The sequence below is a fragment of the Nonomuraea sp. 10N515B genome (assembly GCF_052245915.1).
Lineage (GTDB): Bacteria > Actinomycetota > Actinomycetes > Streptosporangiales > Streptosporangiaceae > Nonomuraea.
Window position 1 is genome coordinate 1 of sequence record NZ_JBQQBQ010000117.1, and the last position, 14,795, is coordinate 14,795.

Below are 14,795 nucleotides of genomic sequence, written 5' to 3' on the forward strand. Positions count from 1 at the left end.
GTACGGCTTGCGCTCGCTCACCCGGCTATCCCAGCACAGGGCAGCCCGCCGACGGGCGGTAACGCTACAAATCCATCCGATCACACTGCGACATCATGGACTTCGCCTCGCGTAACGCCCTCTCAGGTGTGCCGGGAAGCCTGGTCGGCGACGTCATATCGTCGATGTTGAAGAGGCTTGCGGATGCGTGCGCGAGATCTGGTCTCCGACTTCCCCACCGTTACGCTGAACACTCCCATAGTCGAAGCCGCCCGCCTCCTGGCCGATCAGGACCTGCCCGGCCTCATCGTGGTTGACGAGCGAGGGTTGCCCCTGAGCATCATGCCGGGCACACAGGTACTGAGGCTGGCCGTACCGGGCTACTGCCAGGAGGACCCGGCACTGGCCCGGGTGGTGGACGAGGCGCACGCCGACCGATTTCTGCGGTCACTGGCAGGAAAGGCCGTACGAGAAGCGCTACCGAGAGAGCCTCGCGAGCTACCGGAAACCGATCCCGACGCCACGGTGCTGGAGCTGGCGGCGTTGATGGCCCGCACGCGCAGCCCGCTGGTGGCGGTGGTGGACGACGGGCGGCTACTCGGCGCAGTCACCCTGCAGGCGCTGCTGGACTGGGCGGTAGCCGCGTGACGGTCACCGCATGGGTGGCGGTGGCGGTCTTCCTGAGTGCGTATGCGCTGATCGCCACCGAGAAGATCTATCTGGCCGAGCGGTGCAGAGCCGAAGCGGAGGTCCGGACCGCCGAGCCGACCGTCACCCCCTCCTGACCGTGGACTCGTGGCGACTGCTTTCCCATCGCCGCCGGCGGCGGAGAGCTGAATCGTTCCCGCGTGCCCGGTCCTCCCGATGCCTTGGCCGGTCAGTCCCGGCCCGGCGCCGGCTCGCTTCGCTGCGTGCGTTCGGCTGCTGGACCGATCCCCAGGTCTGGCCGGAAGAGCCTCACGAGCTCCATGGGCACGGGGAAGGCGACGGTGGAACCAGGCTGCGCGGCGGCGTCGACCAAGGAACCAAGCGTGCGCAACTGCATCGCCGCTGGATGCTCTTCCAGGATCCCGGCGGCGTCGCCCAGGTTCTGGGCCGCCTCCTTTTCGCCCAGCGAGTGGATCACTCGTGCCCGGCGGTCACGTTCGGCCTCGGCCTGGCGGGCCATCGCTCGACGCATCGCCTCGGGTAGAGACACGTCCCGTACCTCTACCAAGGAGACCTTGACCCCCCACGGATTGGTGAGTTCGTCGATCACGCGGGCGAGCTGCTGGTTGATCTCCTCGCGCTTCATCAGCAGGTCGTCCAGGCTGCGCTGGCCGAGGATGCTGCGCAAGGTCGTCTGGGCGATCTTCGAGGTGGCGACCCGGTAGTCCTCGATGGCGATGACCGATTTGACGGGCTCGAGAACCTGGAAGTAGGTGACCGCGTCCACCCTCACCGTCACGTTGTCCGAGGTGATGATCTCCTGGGGTGGAACGTCCGCGGTCTGGATGCGCAGGTCGACTCGGACCATTCGATCGACGATGGGGATGATGAAGAACAACCCGGGTCCTCTAGCGCCTTGGATCCGCCCCAAGCGGAAGATCACTCCACGCTCGTACTCTGGCACGATCTTGATGGCGTTGGCGAGTATGAACAGCAGGACGAGTACGGCGATGCCGATTCCGATGAGTGTTTCGTTCATGAGGCGCTCCCTTGGTCACGCGTTGCCATCTGGTGGGGATATGTCCGGCACCAGCGGCTCTACCAGCAGAGTGATCCCGTCGACGGCTACGACCCGGACTTGCTGCTTCGTTTCCAGGGGTCCTCCGGTACTGCGCGCCTCCCACCAGGCGCCGTCCATGAAGATCCGTCCCCGATCGCCCTCGGCCTCGTCCAGCCGTGCCGTCCTGCCGATCAGAGCCGCCGTACCGGAGGCGGCGGTGCCGTGTCTGGTGCGGTAGACGAGGCGTCCGGCGATGATGGCCAGGATGACCACGAGGACAGCCGTGGGCAGCGCCACCATGGGGTCCACGCGCACCCCTTGTGCCTCGTCGAACAGGAAGATCGCGGCGAGAACGAGCACCACTCCGCCGCCGATGGCGAATCCGGCGATTCCCGGTGCGAACAGCTCGGCGACGAACAACCCCGCCGCGATGAGCAGGAGCAGCAGGCCTGCTGCGTTGACAGGCAGCACGGCCAGGCTGAAGAGGGCGAGCACCAGGGATACCGCCCCGATGATCCCCGCCACCCCGATGCCGGGGGAGGCCAGTTCGTACAGGATGCCGAGCATGCCCAGCATGAGGAGGAGGTAGGCGAGGTTGGGGTTGGCCAGGAACTGCTGCACTTGGCGGAGGAGGCCCCAGTCGTCATGAACGATCTCTGCTCCGCTGGTGCGCAGCGTGGTCGTGCGGTCGCCGGCCAGCTGGACTTTGCGCCCGTTGACCTTGGCGAGCGCCTCCTGGAGAGTGGACGCCATGTCATCCACCACTCCCAGCCGCACTGCCTCGGTCACGCCGATCGAGCGGCCCTTGCGCACCATCGCCCCGGCGAATTCGACATTCCGGTCCCGCAACCGGGCCAGCGCCTCGGCCTGAGCTGCGGCATCGTTAACCACCTTGGCGCCCAGGTCCTCACCCTGCATGCCCACGGGGGTGGCCGCGCCGATGGACGTGCCGGGCGCCATGACCGCGGCGTGCGCGGCCAGCGTGATCACTGCCCCCGCGGAGGCGGCTCGGGCTCCCTCCGGGGACACGTACACGATCACGGGTGTCCGGCTGCCCAGGATGTCCTGCACGATGTCGCGCATCGACGTGGCGAGTCCTCCAGGAGTGTCCAGTTGGATCACGTAGGCGGCGTAACCTTCCTGCTGGGCCCGTTGGAGGGTCTGCTCGACGTAGTCCGCGACCACGGGCGTGATCTCGGTTCGTATCGAGGAGACCAGGACGCTTTGTGAGGGAATGTCGGAGCCGCCGCTGGTTGCTCCCACTCCGTTGGCGTGATTTCCTCCGCTCAGCAGGAGGCCCGTGAAGAGCACGGCCAGTGCGACCGCCTGGACCCAAGTCCGGAGAAGAGCACAGGCTTGAGACGGCACATCTATCCCTCCCCCGGGCTCGGCTCACGGCCCGTCTACCCATGACCAGCCGGTTCTCACGTTGGGTGATGGGCCGAACGCGTCGCGGATCCATCGGCCATTCAACGTTTGTGCACTTCCGACGTGCCTCGCCGGTCTGACGTTTCCTGCCGGAGGCGGTGCAGGGAGCCGGCGTGGGCCCGTTCTTCGGGGTGTCGACGTACCCGCCACATGCTCGCCGCCACGGTGATGACCAGGGTCGTCACGATCACGGCCAGCGAGACCAGACTGGGGATCTCCGGGATGGAGCGGGAGACGTCCTGGTGCAGGAAGGCCAGGATCAATTTGACGCCGATGAAGGCCAGGATGAGGGACAGCCCGAGCGACAGATACACCAGGCGTTCGAGCAGCCCCTCGATGAGGAAGTACAGCGCCCGCAGGCCCAGCAGCGCGAAGGCGTTGGCCGCGAAGACGATCAACGGATGCTGTGTGATGCCGAAGATGGCCGGGATCGAGTCGAGCGCGAAAAGCAGGTCTGTGGTGCCGATCGCGATGAAGACGAGAAACAGCGGTGTGATCACCTTTCTGCCGTCCTCGGTGGCGACCAGGCGCCCCCCGTGGAGGTCGTCGGTGGCGGGCAGCGTTCGCTTGGTCCAGCGCAGCACCGGGTTGCCGCTCACGTCAGGGTCCTCGTTGCGGTGCCGCGCGAGTTGGATGGCGGTCCACAAGAGGATCAGCCCGAACAGCAGAAACGTGGGGGAGAAGAGGGTGATGGCCGCCGCGCCCACGGAGATGAGGACGGCTCTCAGGGCCAGCGCGGCGGCGACGCCGAACAGCAGGGCCTTCTGGCGGTGCTCCTCCGGTACCTGGAAACGTGTCAGGATGATCACGAAGACGAAGAGATTGTCGACCGACAGGCTCTTCTCCACCACCCAGCCGGTGATGTACTCCGATGCGATCTGCGCTCCCGCGAGGGGCCATAGGGAGAGCCCGAATACCACGGCCACAGCGACGTAGAAGGTCGACCACAGGGCCGCCTCCCGTATCCCGACGGCGTGCGGGCGGCGGGCGGCGATCATGAAGTCCAGGACGAACAGGGCGAGCACGATCCCGACCACTGCCAACCAGGCCCAGATCGAGTCAATGCCCATGCCAGTACCCTTCTGTGACCGGTTTCGCGTGAGACGGGAGACGCATCAGGACCCGGTGGGGGCGAACGACACTCTCGCCGGTGCCTGTAAACGCCCCTGCCCCATCGCCGAGATCCCATACAGCTCTGACGACTTCCGCGCCATGCAGTTAGAGCCGCTACCGGTGGCTCGGGTACGCGACGGACGTGTGACGCAGGCCGGGAATGAGAATCGCGGCGACCGTCAGGTGCAGCGCGGCCATCGCCACCTGAGCGCTCGTCGAGCCGGTGCCGATCGGGCCGACCAGCGAGAACACGAAGACCCCGATCGCGAGAAGAGTCCAGATCCTGGCCGCACGCGCGGTCCAGTGCTCGATCGCCGCCAGCGTTGCCCAGCCCGCCAGCCCGGCGACCCCGCTGACGACCACGACGGATGTCGGGCTCGCCCAGTAGCTTGCGGTGATGTCGACGTCGGCGATGAAGACGGCGATCCCCCAGACGATGAGCGCGGCCAGGATGGTGACGAGAACGGTCAGCAAACGGGCCTTGCGGCGTTGGGTGGCCGGTGGGGTTGCGAAGGTGATCATGGAAGGCACTCCTCAGGGTCAGTCCTTACAGCTGGGCGCCCGCAGGCCTGTTGATCGGTCAGATGGCCCTCCTGCGTCGAGGCTTCGGCGCTCACCATGACGGCGCTCGCCTTTCATGCATCGTCCATCACATGCAGTATGCAATGTTTGCTGCATGCATAAAGAGTAGATGCCTCATGGATGCCCGTCACTTGGTTCTATGCATAGAGAAAATGTTGCATACTGCATTTAAAGGCGAAGAGGCCTACGTGGAGGCGACATGCCGAAGGCGACGCCCGACACGCCGGAGCGCATTCGGGCTGCGGACGGATGGCACGACCCTGCGGAGAAACTGCTGTTCGAGCGGCTTGCCGACCTCCCGCCCGGCCATCCCGCCAAGGAGCAAATCCGCAATGATCTGGTGGTCCGTCACCAAGGACTGGTGGCCAGACTCGCCAGACGGTTCCTCAACCGGGGAGAGACCCTGGAGGACCTCCTCCAGTCAGGCAATGTCGGCCTGGTCAAGGCCATTGACGGTTACGACGTCGCACGCGGGCACGCGTTCACCGCGTATGCCGTTCCGATGATCCTGGGAGAGATCAAGCGGCACTTCCGCGACACGGGCTGGGCGATACACGTGCCCCGCCGCGTGCAGAACCTGAAAATGCTGGTGCACGCCGCATGCGAGGAGCTCGGGCAGAGACTCGGACGCCGCCCCAGCCCGCAGGAACTGGCGTACGAACTGGACGTGACCGTCGAAGAGGCCGAGGAAGGGCTCGCTGCTGACGAGGTTTACAGTTGCCTGTCACTCGATGCCATGATCAGCGAGGACAACGACCGCCGCGACGACTCTGCGGTGGCCCAGCCGGATACGGACCTCGAACTCGTCGTCGAGCGCATCACGCTGTGGCCGCTCCTCAACGAACTTCCCGAAAGGGAACGCGAGGTCCTGCTGATGCGGTTCTTCGGCAACGAAACCCAGACGGAGATCGCGACCATGCTGGGCGTCTCGCAAGTCCACGTCTCGCGGCTGGAGGCCAAGGCTTGTGGCGAACTCCGGCGACACATGCAGGCCGCATGACACCGTGCGCCGCGCCGGAGCAGCCTGAGCGGTATGGCTCCTGCTATGCGGGTAAGCGTTGGCTCCCGATGTGAGGAGAACATCATGGTCGCGAAGTTCGCGTCAGCCCTGCTCCTCTGCCCGGCGGTGCTGGTCATGGGATGCGGACCTGGCACCGCGATCGGTGTCGCAAGCTCGGCACCGACGCCCGTGCCGCCGGCTGTAGAACCGACCCCGACCGCACCCACACCCTGCCCGGCACCCACGCCCGTCGTCGCTTATGACGACGCCCGTGATCCATCGCCGATCGCCTGGACGTCCGCCAACCCCGTCAGCGACGGCAGAGGGCTCCACATCACCTGGACGTCGGGCGTAGCTCCGTGCATCGTTCTCGATCGGGTGGATGTCGACTACACGGCCGACACCGTGGAGGTCACGTTGTACGAGGGAGCGGATCCGAACGTCCGGAACCCGGTGTGCATCCAGATCGCCGTTCAGAAACAGACCATTGTCAAGCTGCAGGAGCCCCTTGCGGGGCGCGATGTGGTCGATGGGGCGCCGCGGATCGGGCCGAGCGGCTCGTAGACGGATGCCCACGTCGGCGCGGGCGTCCTGTATGGCAACTGTACGAGGGGGTAACGGCGGCTGGGAAGGGACATCGAAGAAAGGAGTGATCATGCATCCCGTGCGTCCGTGGACCTATCCCCAGGAGCGTTACTACTACCCCTGGTTGGGAGCACCTCAGTTGCCCGTACCGTCGGACGGTCACATCAAGGCCCAAGTCGTCAACCGGCTGAGGGAGAACCCCCACACCAAGGGCTTCGATCTCAAGGTCGACGTCAAGCAGCGGGTGGTGGTCCTTGGTGGTCTCGTCTCCTCGTGGCTCGCCAAGCGCGCGGCCGGTGACGATGCCTGAGACACCGAAGGCGTGGCGGATGTCAGTAACCAGCTGCAGATAGATGAGCACGTACGGACCTAACGAGGGGAGATGTGTGCTCATGCTCACCCTTACCGACAACGCGGCAGGTCTTGTGCGCGTCTTGGCCTCCCGCGCAGATCATCCGGATCAAGCCGGACTTCGCATCGCTCCGCGAGCGCACGAGCAAGGGGGGAACCTGACGGTCGCGATCACCGGCGGCCCGGATGCCGGCGATCAGGTGGTTGAGATAAAGGGAATCCGGGTCTTCCTGGCACCTGAGGCCGCGGAAAGGCTCGACGACAAGTATCTCGACGTCGAGCCCATGCCGGGCGGGAGCGTGTCGTTCAGAGTCAGCAGACAGGAGCCTTGACCGCCGAAGCAGGACGAGAAGCGGTTTGGCCGAATCCCTCGTCGCTTTTAGGGGTGTCACACACGTGTTGCGACGGGGTGGAGGAGAATCGGTGGTCTCCGCTGGAAAGTAGAGAATCCGCATGGCAGTGGAGTCGCGTGTGAACTCTGATCTCACGCTTCGGATGTTGCCTTTCGCTGTCATCATCATGGTGGTCCTCGTTGATGTGGTGGCCGGTCCTTCGCTGGGTTTCCTGCCGCTCTTGACACTGGGTCCCACGTTCGCATCCGTTTATGGCAGCGTTCGGCGAACCGCCTTCGTCGGGCTGCTCGCTCTTGCCGTGTGCACTCCGCTGGCTTTCTACAACGGGCTCCTGGGCCGATGGCAGCACAACTTGATCATCGCCACGATCATCGGAGTGACCGGAGCCAGCATGCTGGCCTCCCACCTGCGCTCGCGCCACGAGCGCGAGCTAGCGGATGTGCGCATGATCGCCGAGGCCGCACAGCGTGTGCTGCTGCGCCCGGTACCTCGCCGCGCCGACGACGTCACCGTGGCGCTCTCCTATACCTCCGCCATGTCCGAAGCCCGAATCGGCGGCGATCTGTACGAGGTTGTCACGACTCCGTACGGCGTGCGTCTGCTGATCGGCGACGTTCAAGGCAAAGGCTTGGAAGCGGTGGAGACCGCGGCCTGGGTGCTGGGCGCCTTCCGCGAGGCTGCCTACAACGAGCCGGATCTGCCTGCCATCAGCGATCGGCTCGAGACCACCTTGTCCAGGCATTTGGAGGAGGAGGCCTTCGTCACCGCCATCCTGGGGCAGGTGGACGGCGACGGCATCCAATTGCTGAACCACGGCCACCCCCCGCCGATCCTGCTCGCCGCAGATGGGAGAGTCGAGGAGGTCGAGCCGCAGGAGGAAGGACTTGCTCTCGGCCTGGGCTGCCTTGGACCGGGCGGTCCGAAGTCGCAGCGGGTCTCGTTCGCGGACGGCGACCGGATCTTGTTTTACACCGACGGCGTCATCGAGGCGCGTGACCCGGACGGTGCCTTTTATCCGTTGAAGGAACGCGTACCGCTGATCCTGGCGTGTGATCCGGAGACCGCGCTGGACGAACTACGGACCGACCTGATCAACCACATTGGCGGCCCGCTGCTCGACGACGCGGCCATGCTCCTCCTCCACAGGCAGAAGACGGAATCGCCGTGACCAGGCAAAGCGGGCTCCCGCCTCCGTATGGGACCGGAGGATGGGGGTAAGCTTCCGTGCTCGGCACCGGCTACCAGCAGGAGGTGCACCCCGACCGGCTCTTACGATGACGTGGCCGACTGCAACGCGCTGATCTCCAACCCGGTCAGTTGCCCGCGCTGGTGGACATCGCCATCAGGACGGCCTATGTCAGACGAGGCGTGGCCCACCTCACCGTTCCCGACGACGTCCAGGTGGCCGATGCGGGCGCCGACCCCTGGCAGCACGTCGCACCCGCGAGGCCGCGCCAGACTGCGCCGATCTAACTGCCCGCGCCGGCGGTTTCCCGGCAAGAGGATCTGGAACGTGCCGCGCAGGTTCTCAACGCGGCCCACAACCGGCCCTGCTGGTCGGTGCGAGGCGATGCATGCGAAGGACGAGGTACTGGCCGTTGCCGAAGCCCTTGCCACGCCGGTGATCAAGACCCTTTCCGGCAAGGCCGTCATTCGACGGCTTCCGCGCGCCGGTCGAGGGCATGCTCGAACCCGACCTGACCCGGCCCGGAATCGGGCTCGAGCTCCGCACACCCGACATCGAGAAGTACCGCATTCTCTAGGGATACGCACAGCTAAAGCTCGGGGACCGCGTCCTCATCAGGGACCGCGCTCTCGTTCGCCGCGACGGCGAAAGCGGTCAGCGCCGCCACCACCTCGTCCTGCTGCGTCCGTGTCAACTGGGCCAAAATTCTTGCCAAGTCGGTCCGGCGGTGCTTGGTCACCCCGTCAACGAGTGCCCGCCCCTCAGCGGTGAGAGCGATGCGCACGGTACGCCTGTCGCTGGGCAGGCGGTTTCTCCGCACCAGTTTCTTGGCGACGAGCCGATCGCACATGCGCGTTGCCGTCGATCGATTGACATCAAGGGCCTCGGCGAGTTCGACCAGCCGCTGCGGCCCTCTAGCGGCTAGGAGAACGAGCGCCCGGTACTGCGGCAGCGTCACTTCCCCGCCCGCCGCGGCAATGGAACGAGCGGCCACCGCCACCAGCGCACGGCTGGCGGTGAGCACCGCTTCCACAACCGGGTCGTCTTCGGAGAGCGGCCCGACGGGCTGATCGTTCATATTGGCCCTTCTTCATGGCAAATGTTGCGCACTGCAATTTAGACTAGCCAGGCGACTGCCGTGGGTGAAATACCGGCAAAGGGAGTGTTGGCGACTGCCAGTTGTGCCGTTGTGGACGGAGATGTGGCGAGTACGAGCGCCGTCGTATAGAGGCTCGATAAAGGGGAAAGGGCCGTGAGGGCCGCGGACAGGACCGCTACACCGGTTGCCGCTGCGGACGTCATTTCCGCCACATAGGGCACGAGCGCCGACCGAGGGGGAAGTGCCGGGGCGGAGCCGTTTCCAGCCCGCTCCGCTCGGCAGGCGCCGCCGAGAGGTAGTTGGCAGATGGTCAGCGTTCACCGACAGTGACCCTCAGAGAGGCAGGCCATGACATCCAGCTTCCGCTTCCTGCGCATCAAAGGCATCGCCATCGGGGCTCACTGGTCGTGGCTGCTCATCGCCGCTCTGGTCGTTTGGTCGCTCGCCGGCTGGGTGTTCCCTACGGCCTATCCAGGTCTGCCCGGCGAGGCATACCTGGCCATGGCCGCGGTCGCGGCCGTGCTGTTCTTCGGTTCCGTGCTGCTGCACGAGCTCGGCCACGCCCTCGTCGCCGAGCGGGAGGGCGTAGAGATCAAGGAGATCACGCTCTGGCTGCTCGGGGGCGTGGCACACCTGCGGGGCAAACCCGAATCGCCCCGAGCCGAGTTCCGGGTCGCGATCGCGGGTCCTGTGATCACGCTGGCCCTTGCCGCCGCCTTCTACGGCCTGACGTGGGCCGGTGAGTTCCTCGGCTGGCCGGCGACCGTGGTGGCGGTAACCGACTACCTCGCCGTGATCAACGTACTGCTGCTGGTCTTCAACCTCCTTCCCGCGCTGCCGCTGGACGGCGGGCGCGTGCTGCGGGCTGCGCTATGGGCCTGGGGCGGCCGCTTCCTGCAGGCCACCCAGTGGGCGGCGGGAGCAGGAAAGGCGTTCGGCTTCGTCCTCATGGGCCTGGGGCTGGTGAGCTCTTTCGCCGGAGCAGGGTTCGGCGGGCTCTGGTTCGTCCTGCTGGGCTGGTTCCTGGCTCAAGCGGCGCAGGCGGAAGCGGACGACGCTCTCACCCGGCAGTCCTTGCGCGGGCTGCACGTCCGCGACGTGATGCGGACCGATCCCGTCACCGTGCCCCCGGACGTCACAGTTGACGGTTTCCTCGCCACGGCGGCACACGCCCGCTTCTCCACCTTCCCCGTCGTCGACCAGGACCGGCTCATCGGCCTGGTCAGTCTGCGGCAAGCTGCCGGTGTGGCGCCGGGCCAGCGGATGAGCCGGACGGTGGCCGACATCATGCTGCCCGCCGATCAGATGCCAGTGGTGTCACCCGACGACGAGATCGTCTCGACCCTCGATACCCTGCGAGCGAACAACCACCGGGCCGTCGTCATGGAGGACGGCCGGGTTGCCGGGATGGTGTCCGGCTCCGACCTGGCCCATGCCATGCAGGTACGACTTCTGCGCGGCCTGCCCGAGGAACCACGTGCCGGAAGAAGGGGAATGGCCTGGGCGACTGGGCTGGCATTGCTCGGCCTGCTGGCCGCCTTCGCGGTGTTCTACCGACCCCCGCTGCTGGTCGTCACCCCTGGACCCGCCTTCGACGTCGCACGAGATGTCACCATCCAGGGCCGCCCCGTCACCCCGGTAACGGGCCGCTACCTGGCCACGACCGTCAACCTGGAGCAGCCCAACGCCTGGGGGGCGATCATCGCCGGGATCCGCCCCGACCAGGAAGTGCTGCGTGCCTCGGCGGTCATCCCCCAGGACGCCCGGCCCGAGGACTACTTCAGGGAGCAGCGGCAACTGTTCGAGCAGAGCCGGCGGATGGCGGCCGCGGCGGGGGCCCGCGCGGTCGGCATCGACGTGCCCATTCACGGTACGGGCGTGCAGGTCACGGGGGTGCTGCCCGAGGCGCCTGCCGAGGACAAGCTGCGGATGGGAGACGTCATCGTGCGCGTCAACGGTCAACCCGTCGAGCACATCTGGAACCTACAGGAGACGGTGTCCTCACGCCCCGCTGGGACCAGTTTCACCTTGACGGTCGAGCGGCAGGGAGCCGAGAGGCAGATCGAAGTCCAGAGCACGGACCTGCCGCGGCTGTCACATGGAGTGGGCATCGGCATCACCGGAGAGACCCGTAACCTGCGCGTGGACCTGCCTTTTGAGGTGTCCTTCGCCAGCCGGTCGAAGGTGGCCGGGCCGTCGGCCGGGCTGGTGTACGCCACCACCGTGGCCGATCTGCTGGCTCAGGAGGACTTCGCGCGAGGCCGCAGCATCGCCGCGACGGGGACCATCAGACTTGATGGTGCCGTGGGTGCGGTCGGCGGGGTCGAGCAGAAGGCGATCGGCGCCGACGAGGCAAGAGCGAAGATCTTCCTCGTGCCGGCGGAGGAGGTCCAAGAGGCCAGGCAGGCCGGCCAGGATCTCTCCGTGCACGGCGTGGAGACCCTCAACCAGACGCTTTCCCTCCTCGAGCGAGGCGGCACGCTGTGACAGCGTCCCCGCAGGCTGGCAGTCCAATCCATCCTCTTGATCACAGCGGCTGCCTCTCGTGGCTCTCGCCCCGGCCGCGGTCGCTGAGCACGGTGTCTCCCTTCTCTCCACCGTGCCTGTTGCTCACCACGCCCTGGGATAAACATCTGAGGCCGGTCGGTGCATCCGTACGGATGGTCGACACGTCTAAATCCCGGATGGAACATCGCCTAGGGAGGAAGCGGCGCAGCGTGAACGAGATGCTTGTCGGGCTGCTATCGGAGGCCGAGCCCATGGCGGAGGCGGTACTCACGGCCAGCCGGGCGCTCGTGGCGGTCGCGGCCCGCTCTATTACTGCCGCAGGCGGAGATGTGACCCTTCCGCAGTACCGTGTGCTGGTCCTCCTCGCCGCTCAAGGTCCGCAGCGGCTCGTTGACCTGGCGGACGCACTCGACGTGAACCGGTCGACCGCGACACGGATGTGTGATCGCCTCGTGACCAAACGCCTCGTGCGGCGAACCCGCATGCCCAGCGACAGGCGCACGGTGCGGATCGCCCTTACAGCCGAAGGCCGTGCCCTGGTGGATGGCGTGACGAAGAAGCGCAGAGCCGATCTGGCCCGGATTCTGGCCCGGCTCACACCCGCGCAGCAGGCCGCCGTCGTGGCCGCGCTGACCGCGTTCACCGACGCGGCAGATGAGAAGGCAGTACCACGCAAGACCCGCACCACAAGTGTCACCGCCGCTCTGTAAGAGGGCCTGTGAGCAGGAGGTGAGCGGCGGATCCGACGGAAAACGTCATCTCACGTGCGTCGTAGCAGGAGCATGGCGGCGTCGTCGAGCAACGGACCGCCGACGTGGCGCAGCAGATCGGCACGCAGGGCGTCCAGCGCGGCCTGCGGATCGTCGTCGAGAAGGAAGTGGAGGCGTTCGCGCAGAGGGTAGAAAGTCCCGGCAACGTCTCTGGCCTCCACCACTCCGTCGGTGAAGAAGAGGATCTGGTCGCCGTCGTGGAAGGGCGTGTGATGTGGTTTCGGTCGGTCGGCGGCGAACGGGCCGAGCCCCAGCGGAAGGCCCTCGTCCGGCGGCTCCACCGAGCCGATCTTCCCGTTTGCGCTGATCACTAGAGGTGCCGGGTGGCCGTGGTTGAGTAAGGTGATCTCCTCGGTCCGGACTTCGGCGATGATCGCGGTAACGAACTTCTCTCCGCTCAGATGCCGGACCAGGCTCGACTCCAGTCGTTCGCTGACGTTGCTGAGTTCGGGCTCGTCGTAGGCGGCCTCGCGGAAGGCGCCCAGCACCCAGGCGGCGGTCTCGACGGCGTCCAGTCCTTTGCCCTGCACGTCCCCGATGAGCAGCCGAACGCCGTGCGGGGTGGTGACGACCTCGTACAGATCCCCGCCGATCCGGGCCTCGGCCGCCGCCGACGTGTAGGACAGTGCCACCTGCAGGTCGGCTGCCTTACGTGGTACGGGGCGCAGCAGCACGCGCTGCGCGGCCTCGGCCACCAGGCGGACGTTGGCGAGCTCGCGTTCCCGTCTGAGCCGCAGGTGGCTGGCGAGCATGCTCGCCCCGGTCACGCTGATGATCGTGGCGATGGTGAGGTTGTTCTGCCACCTGAACAGCAGGTCGTTGTAGTAGGCCAGGGGAACGCAGATCGCGAGCGCGACCGCGCCGATCACTGCGGTCCGCCGGACGCTGCCGGACACGGAGGCGAAGGTGGGCCCGAGAGTCAGGAGCGGAAGAAAGCCCAGCGAGGGACCGGCAACGAGATCGGTCAGCGCCACGAGGAGCATGACCGCGAACGGTAGCCAGCGCAACGCCCATTGCGCCCTCATCCAGCGCTCCCGACCGGCGTCCTGGACATCTGACGTCTTTCCAGCATTGCCTCCAGGGATGGGTCGCCGCGGCCGCGCCCACCATCATTGCATAGTGCAACCGAGTTTCAACCTGGCATGTCTCTTAACTTCCTCCGCTTAGGTATCTCTGCTTGGGCATCCGGCTTGCGGAAAAGACGACCGCCCAGCCGCCCAACTGGTGGTGCGACCGAGTCTTGAATACGAAGGGGCACCATGTGAGGTGCGTTTCGTTCAGATCGGCCGTGTAGTGGTGAATGGGCCTATGTCGGGAGTGCCGCGGGGAGATGGCGGACAGTGCGCCAAAGGCGCTCTATCCGAGGATGGAGCACCAGCCGTTCGCGGAGCGGGTCGGCGGCGTATGGGGGAGTGGGGCCTCCGGTGCTCACCAGCGCGTCGGCTCGCGGAGTCGAGCCAGTCACCGTGAGGTTGGTCTGAGCGCAGCATTCTGCTTCGTTTCGGTCTCTTGATGCGTCCTCCAATCGTTGCACAAGGCAACAGACTGTTATGGTGACCTAAGGTGAGCCGGGAAGTCTGGTCGGCAGTGTTCCGCATACCTCTGACCCTGGATTTGTTATGAACCACACCGAACCGGGCATCCACGAGAGCGATCACGACTTCGACATCCGGCTCGACAGATTCGGGGATGTCGTCGTCCTATCCCTGACGGGCCGGTTGGAGGAGGTCGCATGCCTGATCTTGCAGCAGTACCTCGTCAACGTGCTGGTAGCCAGGACTTCGCCACTGCTCGTCGTGGATCTCCATTGCCTCACGGCGGCCGACGCGCACGGCCGTGACATCCTGGTGTCGGCCGCCCGCCACGCGAAGGCGTCTGAGGGACGCATGATCGTCGTAGGCGGAGGGGTGTTGCCCCGCCATGAGAACGCCGTCCTAGACCAATCCCCGTCTCTGGAGGAGGCGCTTGCCGAACTCACCGCCCGCAGACCGTAGCCGCCGCGTATCAGAGGGCGGTTCGCGAGTTGATGTCCCTTTGATCGCTTGCGCTGCATGAGGAGGGCTGGTCACGGGCTCGTTGCCGGGCTATGGACGTGGCTGAGCGAACAATCCCGGCTCGATCTCCACGAGAATG

16 protein-coding genes are annotated in these 14,795 nt (G+C 66.2%); 10 read left to right on the plus strand and 6 right to left on the minus strand.

The features are described 5' to 3' along the window. Positions 1 to 183: 183 nt before the first annotated feature. Positions 184 to 627 (plus strand): CBS domain-containing protein, encoded by a 444-nt coding sequence (locus tag ACTWQA_RS56720; protein WP_443167084.1) that lies wholly within the window; start codon positions 184 to 186, stop codon positions 625 to 627. Further along, positions 624 to 764, plus strand: coding sequence for a hypothetical protein (locus ACTWQA_RS56725; protein WP_443167085.1), 141 nt, complete (start codon positions 624 to 626; stop codon positions 762 to 764). Before ACTWQA_RS56720 ends, ACTWQA_RS56725 begins: the two co-directional genes overlap by 4 nt. Positions 765 to 856: 92 nt before the next feature. Here the strand turns inward: ACTWQA_RS56725 and ACTWQA_RS56730 are convergent, their stop codons facing one another. The 4 genes from ACTWQA_RS56730 to ACTWQA_RS56745 all read right to left on the minus strand — a co-directional run bounded on the left by ACTWQA_RS56730 (position 857) and on the right by ACTWQA_RS56745 (position 4,750). Continuing rightward, positions 857 to 1,666: a slipin family protein gene (locus ACTWQA_RS56730; protein WP_443167086.1), complete on the minus strand. Its 810-nt coding sequence runs from the start codon at positions 1,664 to 1,666 to the stop codon at positions 857 to 859. A 15-nt stretch (positions 1,667 to 1,681) separates the two neighbouring features. Then, a complete protein-coding gene (locus ACTWQA_RS56735) occupies positions 1,682 to 2,950 on the minus strand; it encodes an NfeD family protein (RefSeq protein ID WP_443167087.1) in 1,269 nt (422 codons plus the stop codon). Between the two features lie 206 nt (positions 2,951 to 3,156). Continuing rightward, positions 3,157 to 4,185: a TerC family protein gene (locus ACTWQA_RS56740; RefSeq protein ID WP_443167088.1), complete on the minus strand. Its 1,029-nt coding sequence runs from the start codon at positions 4,183 to 4,185 to the stop codon at positions 3,157 to 3,159. 157 nt (positions 4,186 to 4,342) lie between these two features. Further along, on the minus strand, positions 4,343 to 4,750 hold the full coding sequence (locus ACTWQA_RS56745) for a DUF6069 family protein (protein ID WP_443167089.1): 408 nt from the start codon (positions 4,748 to 4,750) through the stop codon (positions 4,343 to 4,345). Between the two features lie 259 nt (positions 4,751 to 5,009). On the opposite strand from ACTWQA_RS56745, the gene ACTWQA_RS56750 reads away from it, so the two are divergent. From ACTWQA_RS56750 to ACTWQA_RS56770, 5 genes are all read left to right on the plus strand, one after another. Then, positions 5,010 to 5,810 (plus strand): SigB/SigF/SigG family RNA polymerase sigma factor, encoded by an 801-nt coding sequence (locus ACTWQA_RS56750; protein ID WP_443167090.1) that lies wholly within the window; start codon positions 5,010 to 5,012, stop codon positions 5,808 to 5,810. Between the two features lie 84 nt (positions 5,811 to 5,894). Continuing rightward, the gene (locus ACTWQA_RS56755) at positions 5,895 to 6,374 is read left to right on the plus strand and encodes a hypothetical protein (RefSeq protein ID WP_443167091.1); all 480 of its coding nucleotides are present in this window, start codon (positions 5,895 to 5,897) and stop codon (positions 6,372 to 6,374) included. Between the two features lie 91 nt (positions 6,375 to 6,465). Then, positions 6,466 to 6,705, plus strand: coding sequence for a BON domain-containing protein (locus tag ACTWQA_RS56760; protein ID WP_443167092.1), 240 nt, complete (start codon positions 6,466 to 6,468; stop codon positions 6,703 to 6,705). 82 nt (positions 6,706 to 6,787) lie between these two features. After that, positions 6,788 to 7,078, plus strand: coding sequence for a Fe-S cluster assembly protein HesB (locus tag ACTWQA_RS56765; protein ID WP_443167093.1), 291 nt, complete (start codon positions 6,788 to 6,790; stop codon positions 7,076 to 7,078). A 139-nt stretch (positions 7,079 to 7,217) separates the two neighbouring features. Then, a complete protein-coding gene (locus tag ACTWQA_RS56770) occupies positions 7,218 to 8,267 on the plus strand; it encodes a PP2C family protein-serine/threonine phosphatase (RefSeq protein WP_443167094.1) in 1,050 nt (349 codons plus the stop codon). A gap of 607 nt (positions 8,268 to 8,874) precedes the next feature. On the opposite strand, the gene ACTWQA_RS56775 is transcribed toward ACTWQA_RS56770, so the two are convergent. Continuing rightward, the gene (locus tag ACTWQA_RS56775; RefSeq protein ID WP_443167095.1) at positions 8,875 to 9,363 is read right to left on the minus strand and encodes a MarR family transcriptional regulator; all 489 of its coding nucleotides are present in this window, start codon (positions 9,361 to 9,363) and stop codon (positions 8,875 to 8,877) included. Positions 9,364 to 9,732: 369 nt separating this feature from the next. Here ACTWQA_RS56775 and ACTWQA_RS56780 point away from each other — a divergent pair, with 369 nt between their 5' ends. Further along, a complete protein-coding gene (locus ACTWQA_RS56780; protein ID WP_443167096.1) occupies positions 9,733 to 11,871 on the plus strand; it encodes a site-2 protease family protein in 2,139 nt (712 codons plus the stop codon). A gap of 239 nt (positions 11,872 to 12,110) precedes the next feature. Beyond that, positions 12,111 to 12,602 (plus strand): MarR family transcriptional regulator, encoded by a 492-nt coding sequence (locus tag ACTWQA_RS56785; protein ID WP_443167097.1) that lies wholly within the window; start codon positions 12,111 to 12,113, stop codon positions 12,600 to 12,602. 50 nt (positions 12,603 to 12,652) lie between these two features. On the opposite strand, the gene ACTWQA_RS56790 is transcribed toward ACTWQA_RS56785, so the two are convergent. Continuing rightward, complete coding sequence (locus ACTWQA_RS56790) at positions 12,653 to 13,687, minus strand: PP2C family protein-serine/threonine phosphatase (protein WP_443167098.1); 1,035 nt, start codon at positions 13,685 to 13,687, stop codon at positions 12,653 to 12,655. Between the two features lie 594 nt (positions 13,688 to 14,281). Here ACTWQA_RS56790 and ACTWQA_RS56795 point away from each other — a divergent pair. Next, positions 14,282 to 14,656 carry an STAS domain-containing protein gene (locus ACTWQA_RS56795; protein WP_443167099.1) on the plus strand — a complete coding sequence of 125 codons (375 nt, stop codon included), beginning with the start codon at positions 14,282 to 14,284 and terminating at the stop codon, positions 14,654 to 14,656. Positions 14,657 to 14,795: the final 139 nt, after the last annotated feature.

Coding starts and splice junctions, on each gene's coding strand:
- ACTWQA_RS56720 (WP_443167084.1), top strand. CDS start 184: ATGCGTGCGCGAGATCTGGTCTCCGACTTCCCCACCGTTACGCTGAAC.
- ACTWQA_RS56730 (WP_443167086.1), bottom strand. CDS start 1,666: ATGAACGAAACACTCATCGGAATCGGCATCGCCGTACTCGTCCTGCTG.
- ACTWQA_RS56740 (WP_443167088.1), bottom strand. CDS start 4,185: ATGGGCATTGACTCGATCTGGGCCTGGTTGGCAGTGGTCGGGATCGTG.
- ACTWQA_RS56745 (WP_443167089.1), bottom strand. CDS start 4,750: ATGATCACCTTCGCAACCCCACCGGCCACCCAACGCCGCAAGGCCCGT.
- ACTWQA_RS56750 (WP_443167090.1), top strand. CDS start 5,010: ATGCCGAAGGCGACGCCCGACACGCCGGAGCGCATTCGGGCTGCGGAC.
- ACTWQA_RS56755 (WP_443167091.1), top strand. CDS start 5,895: ATGGTCGCGAAGTTCGCGTCAGCCCTGCTCCTCTGCCCGGCGGTGCTG.
- ACTWQA_RS56760 (WP_443167092.1), top strand. CDS start 6,466: ATGCATCCCGTGCGTCCGTGGACCTATCCCCAGGAGCGTTACTACTAC.
- ACTWQA_RS56765 (WP_443167093.1), top strand. CDS start 6,788: ATGCTCACCCTTACCGACAACGCGGCAGGTCTTGTGCGCGTCTTGGCC.
- ACTWQA_RS56775 (WP_443167095.1), bottom strand. CDS start 9,363: ATGAACGATCAGCCCGTCGGGCCGCTCTCCGAAGACGACCCGGTTGTG.
- ACTWQA_RS56780 (WP_443167096.1), top strand. CDS start 9,733: ATGACATCCAGCTTCCGCTTCCTGCGCATCAAAGGCATCGCCATCGGG.
- ACTWQA_RS56785 (WP_443167097.1), top strand. CDS start 12,111: ATGCTTGTCGGGCTGCTATCGGAGGCCGAGCCCATGGCGGAGGCGGTA.
- ACTWQA_RS56790 (WP_443167098.1), bottom strand. CDS start 13,687: ATGAGGGCGCAATGGGCGTTGCGCTGGCTACCGTTCGCGGTCATGCTC.
- ACTWQA_RS56795 (WP_443167099.1), top strand. CDS start 14,282: ATGAACCACACCGAACCGGGCATCCACGAGAGCGATCACGACTTCGAC.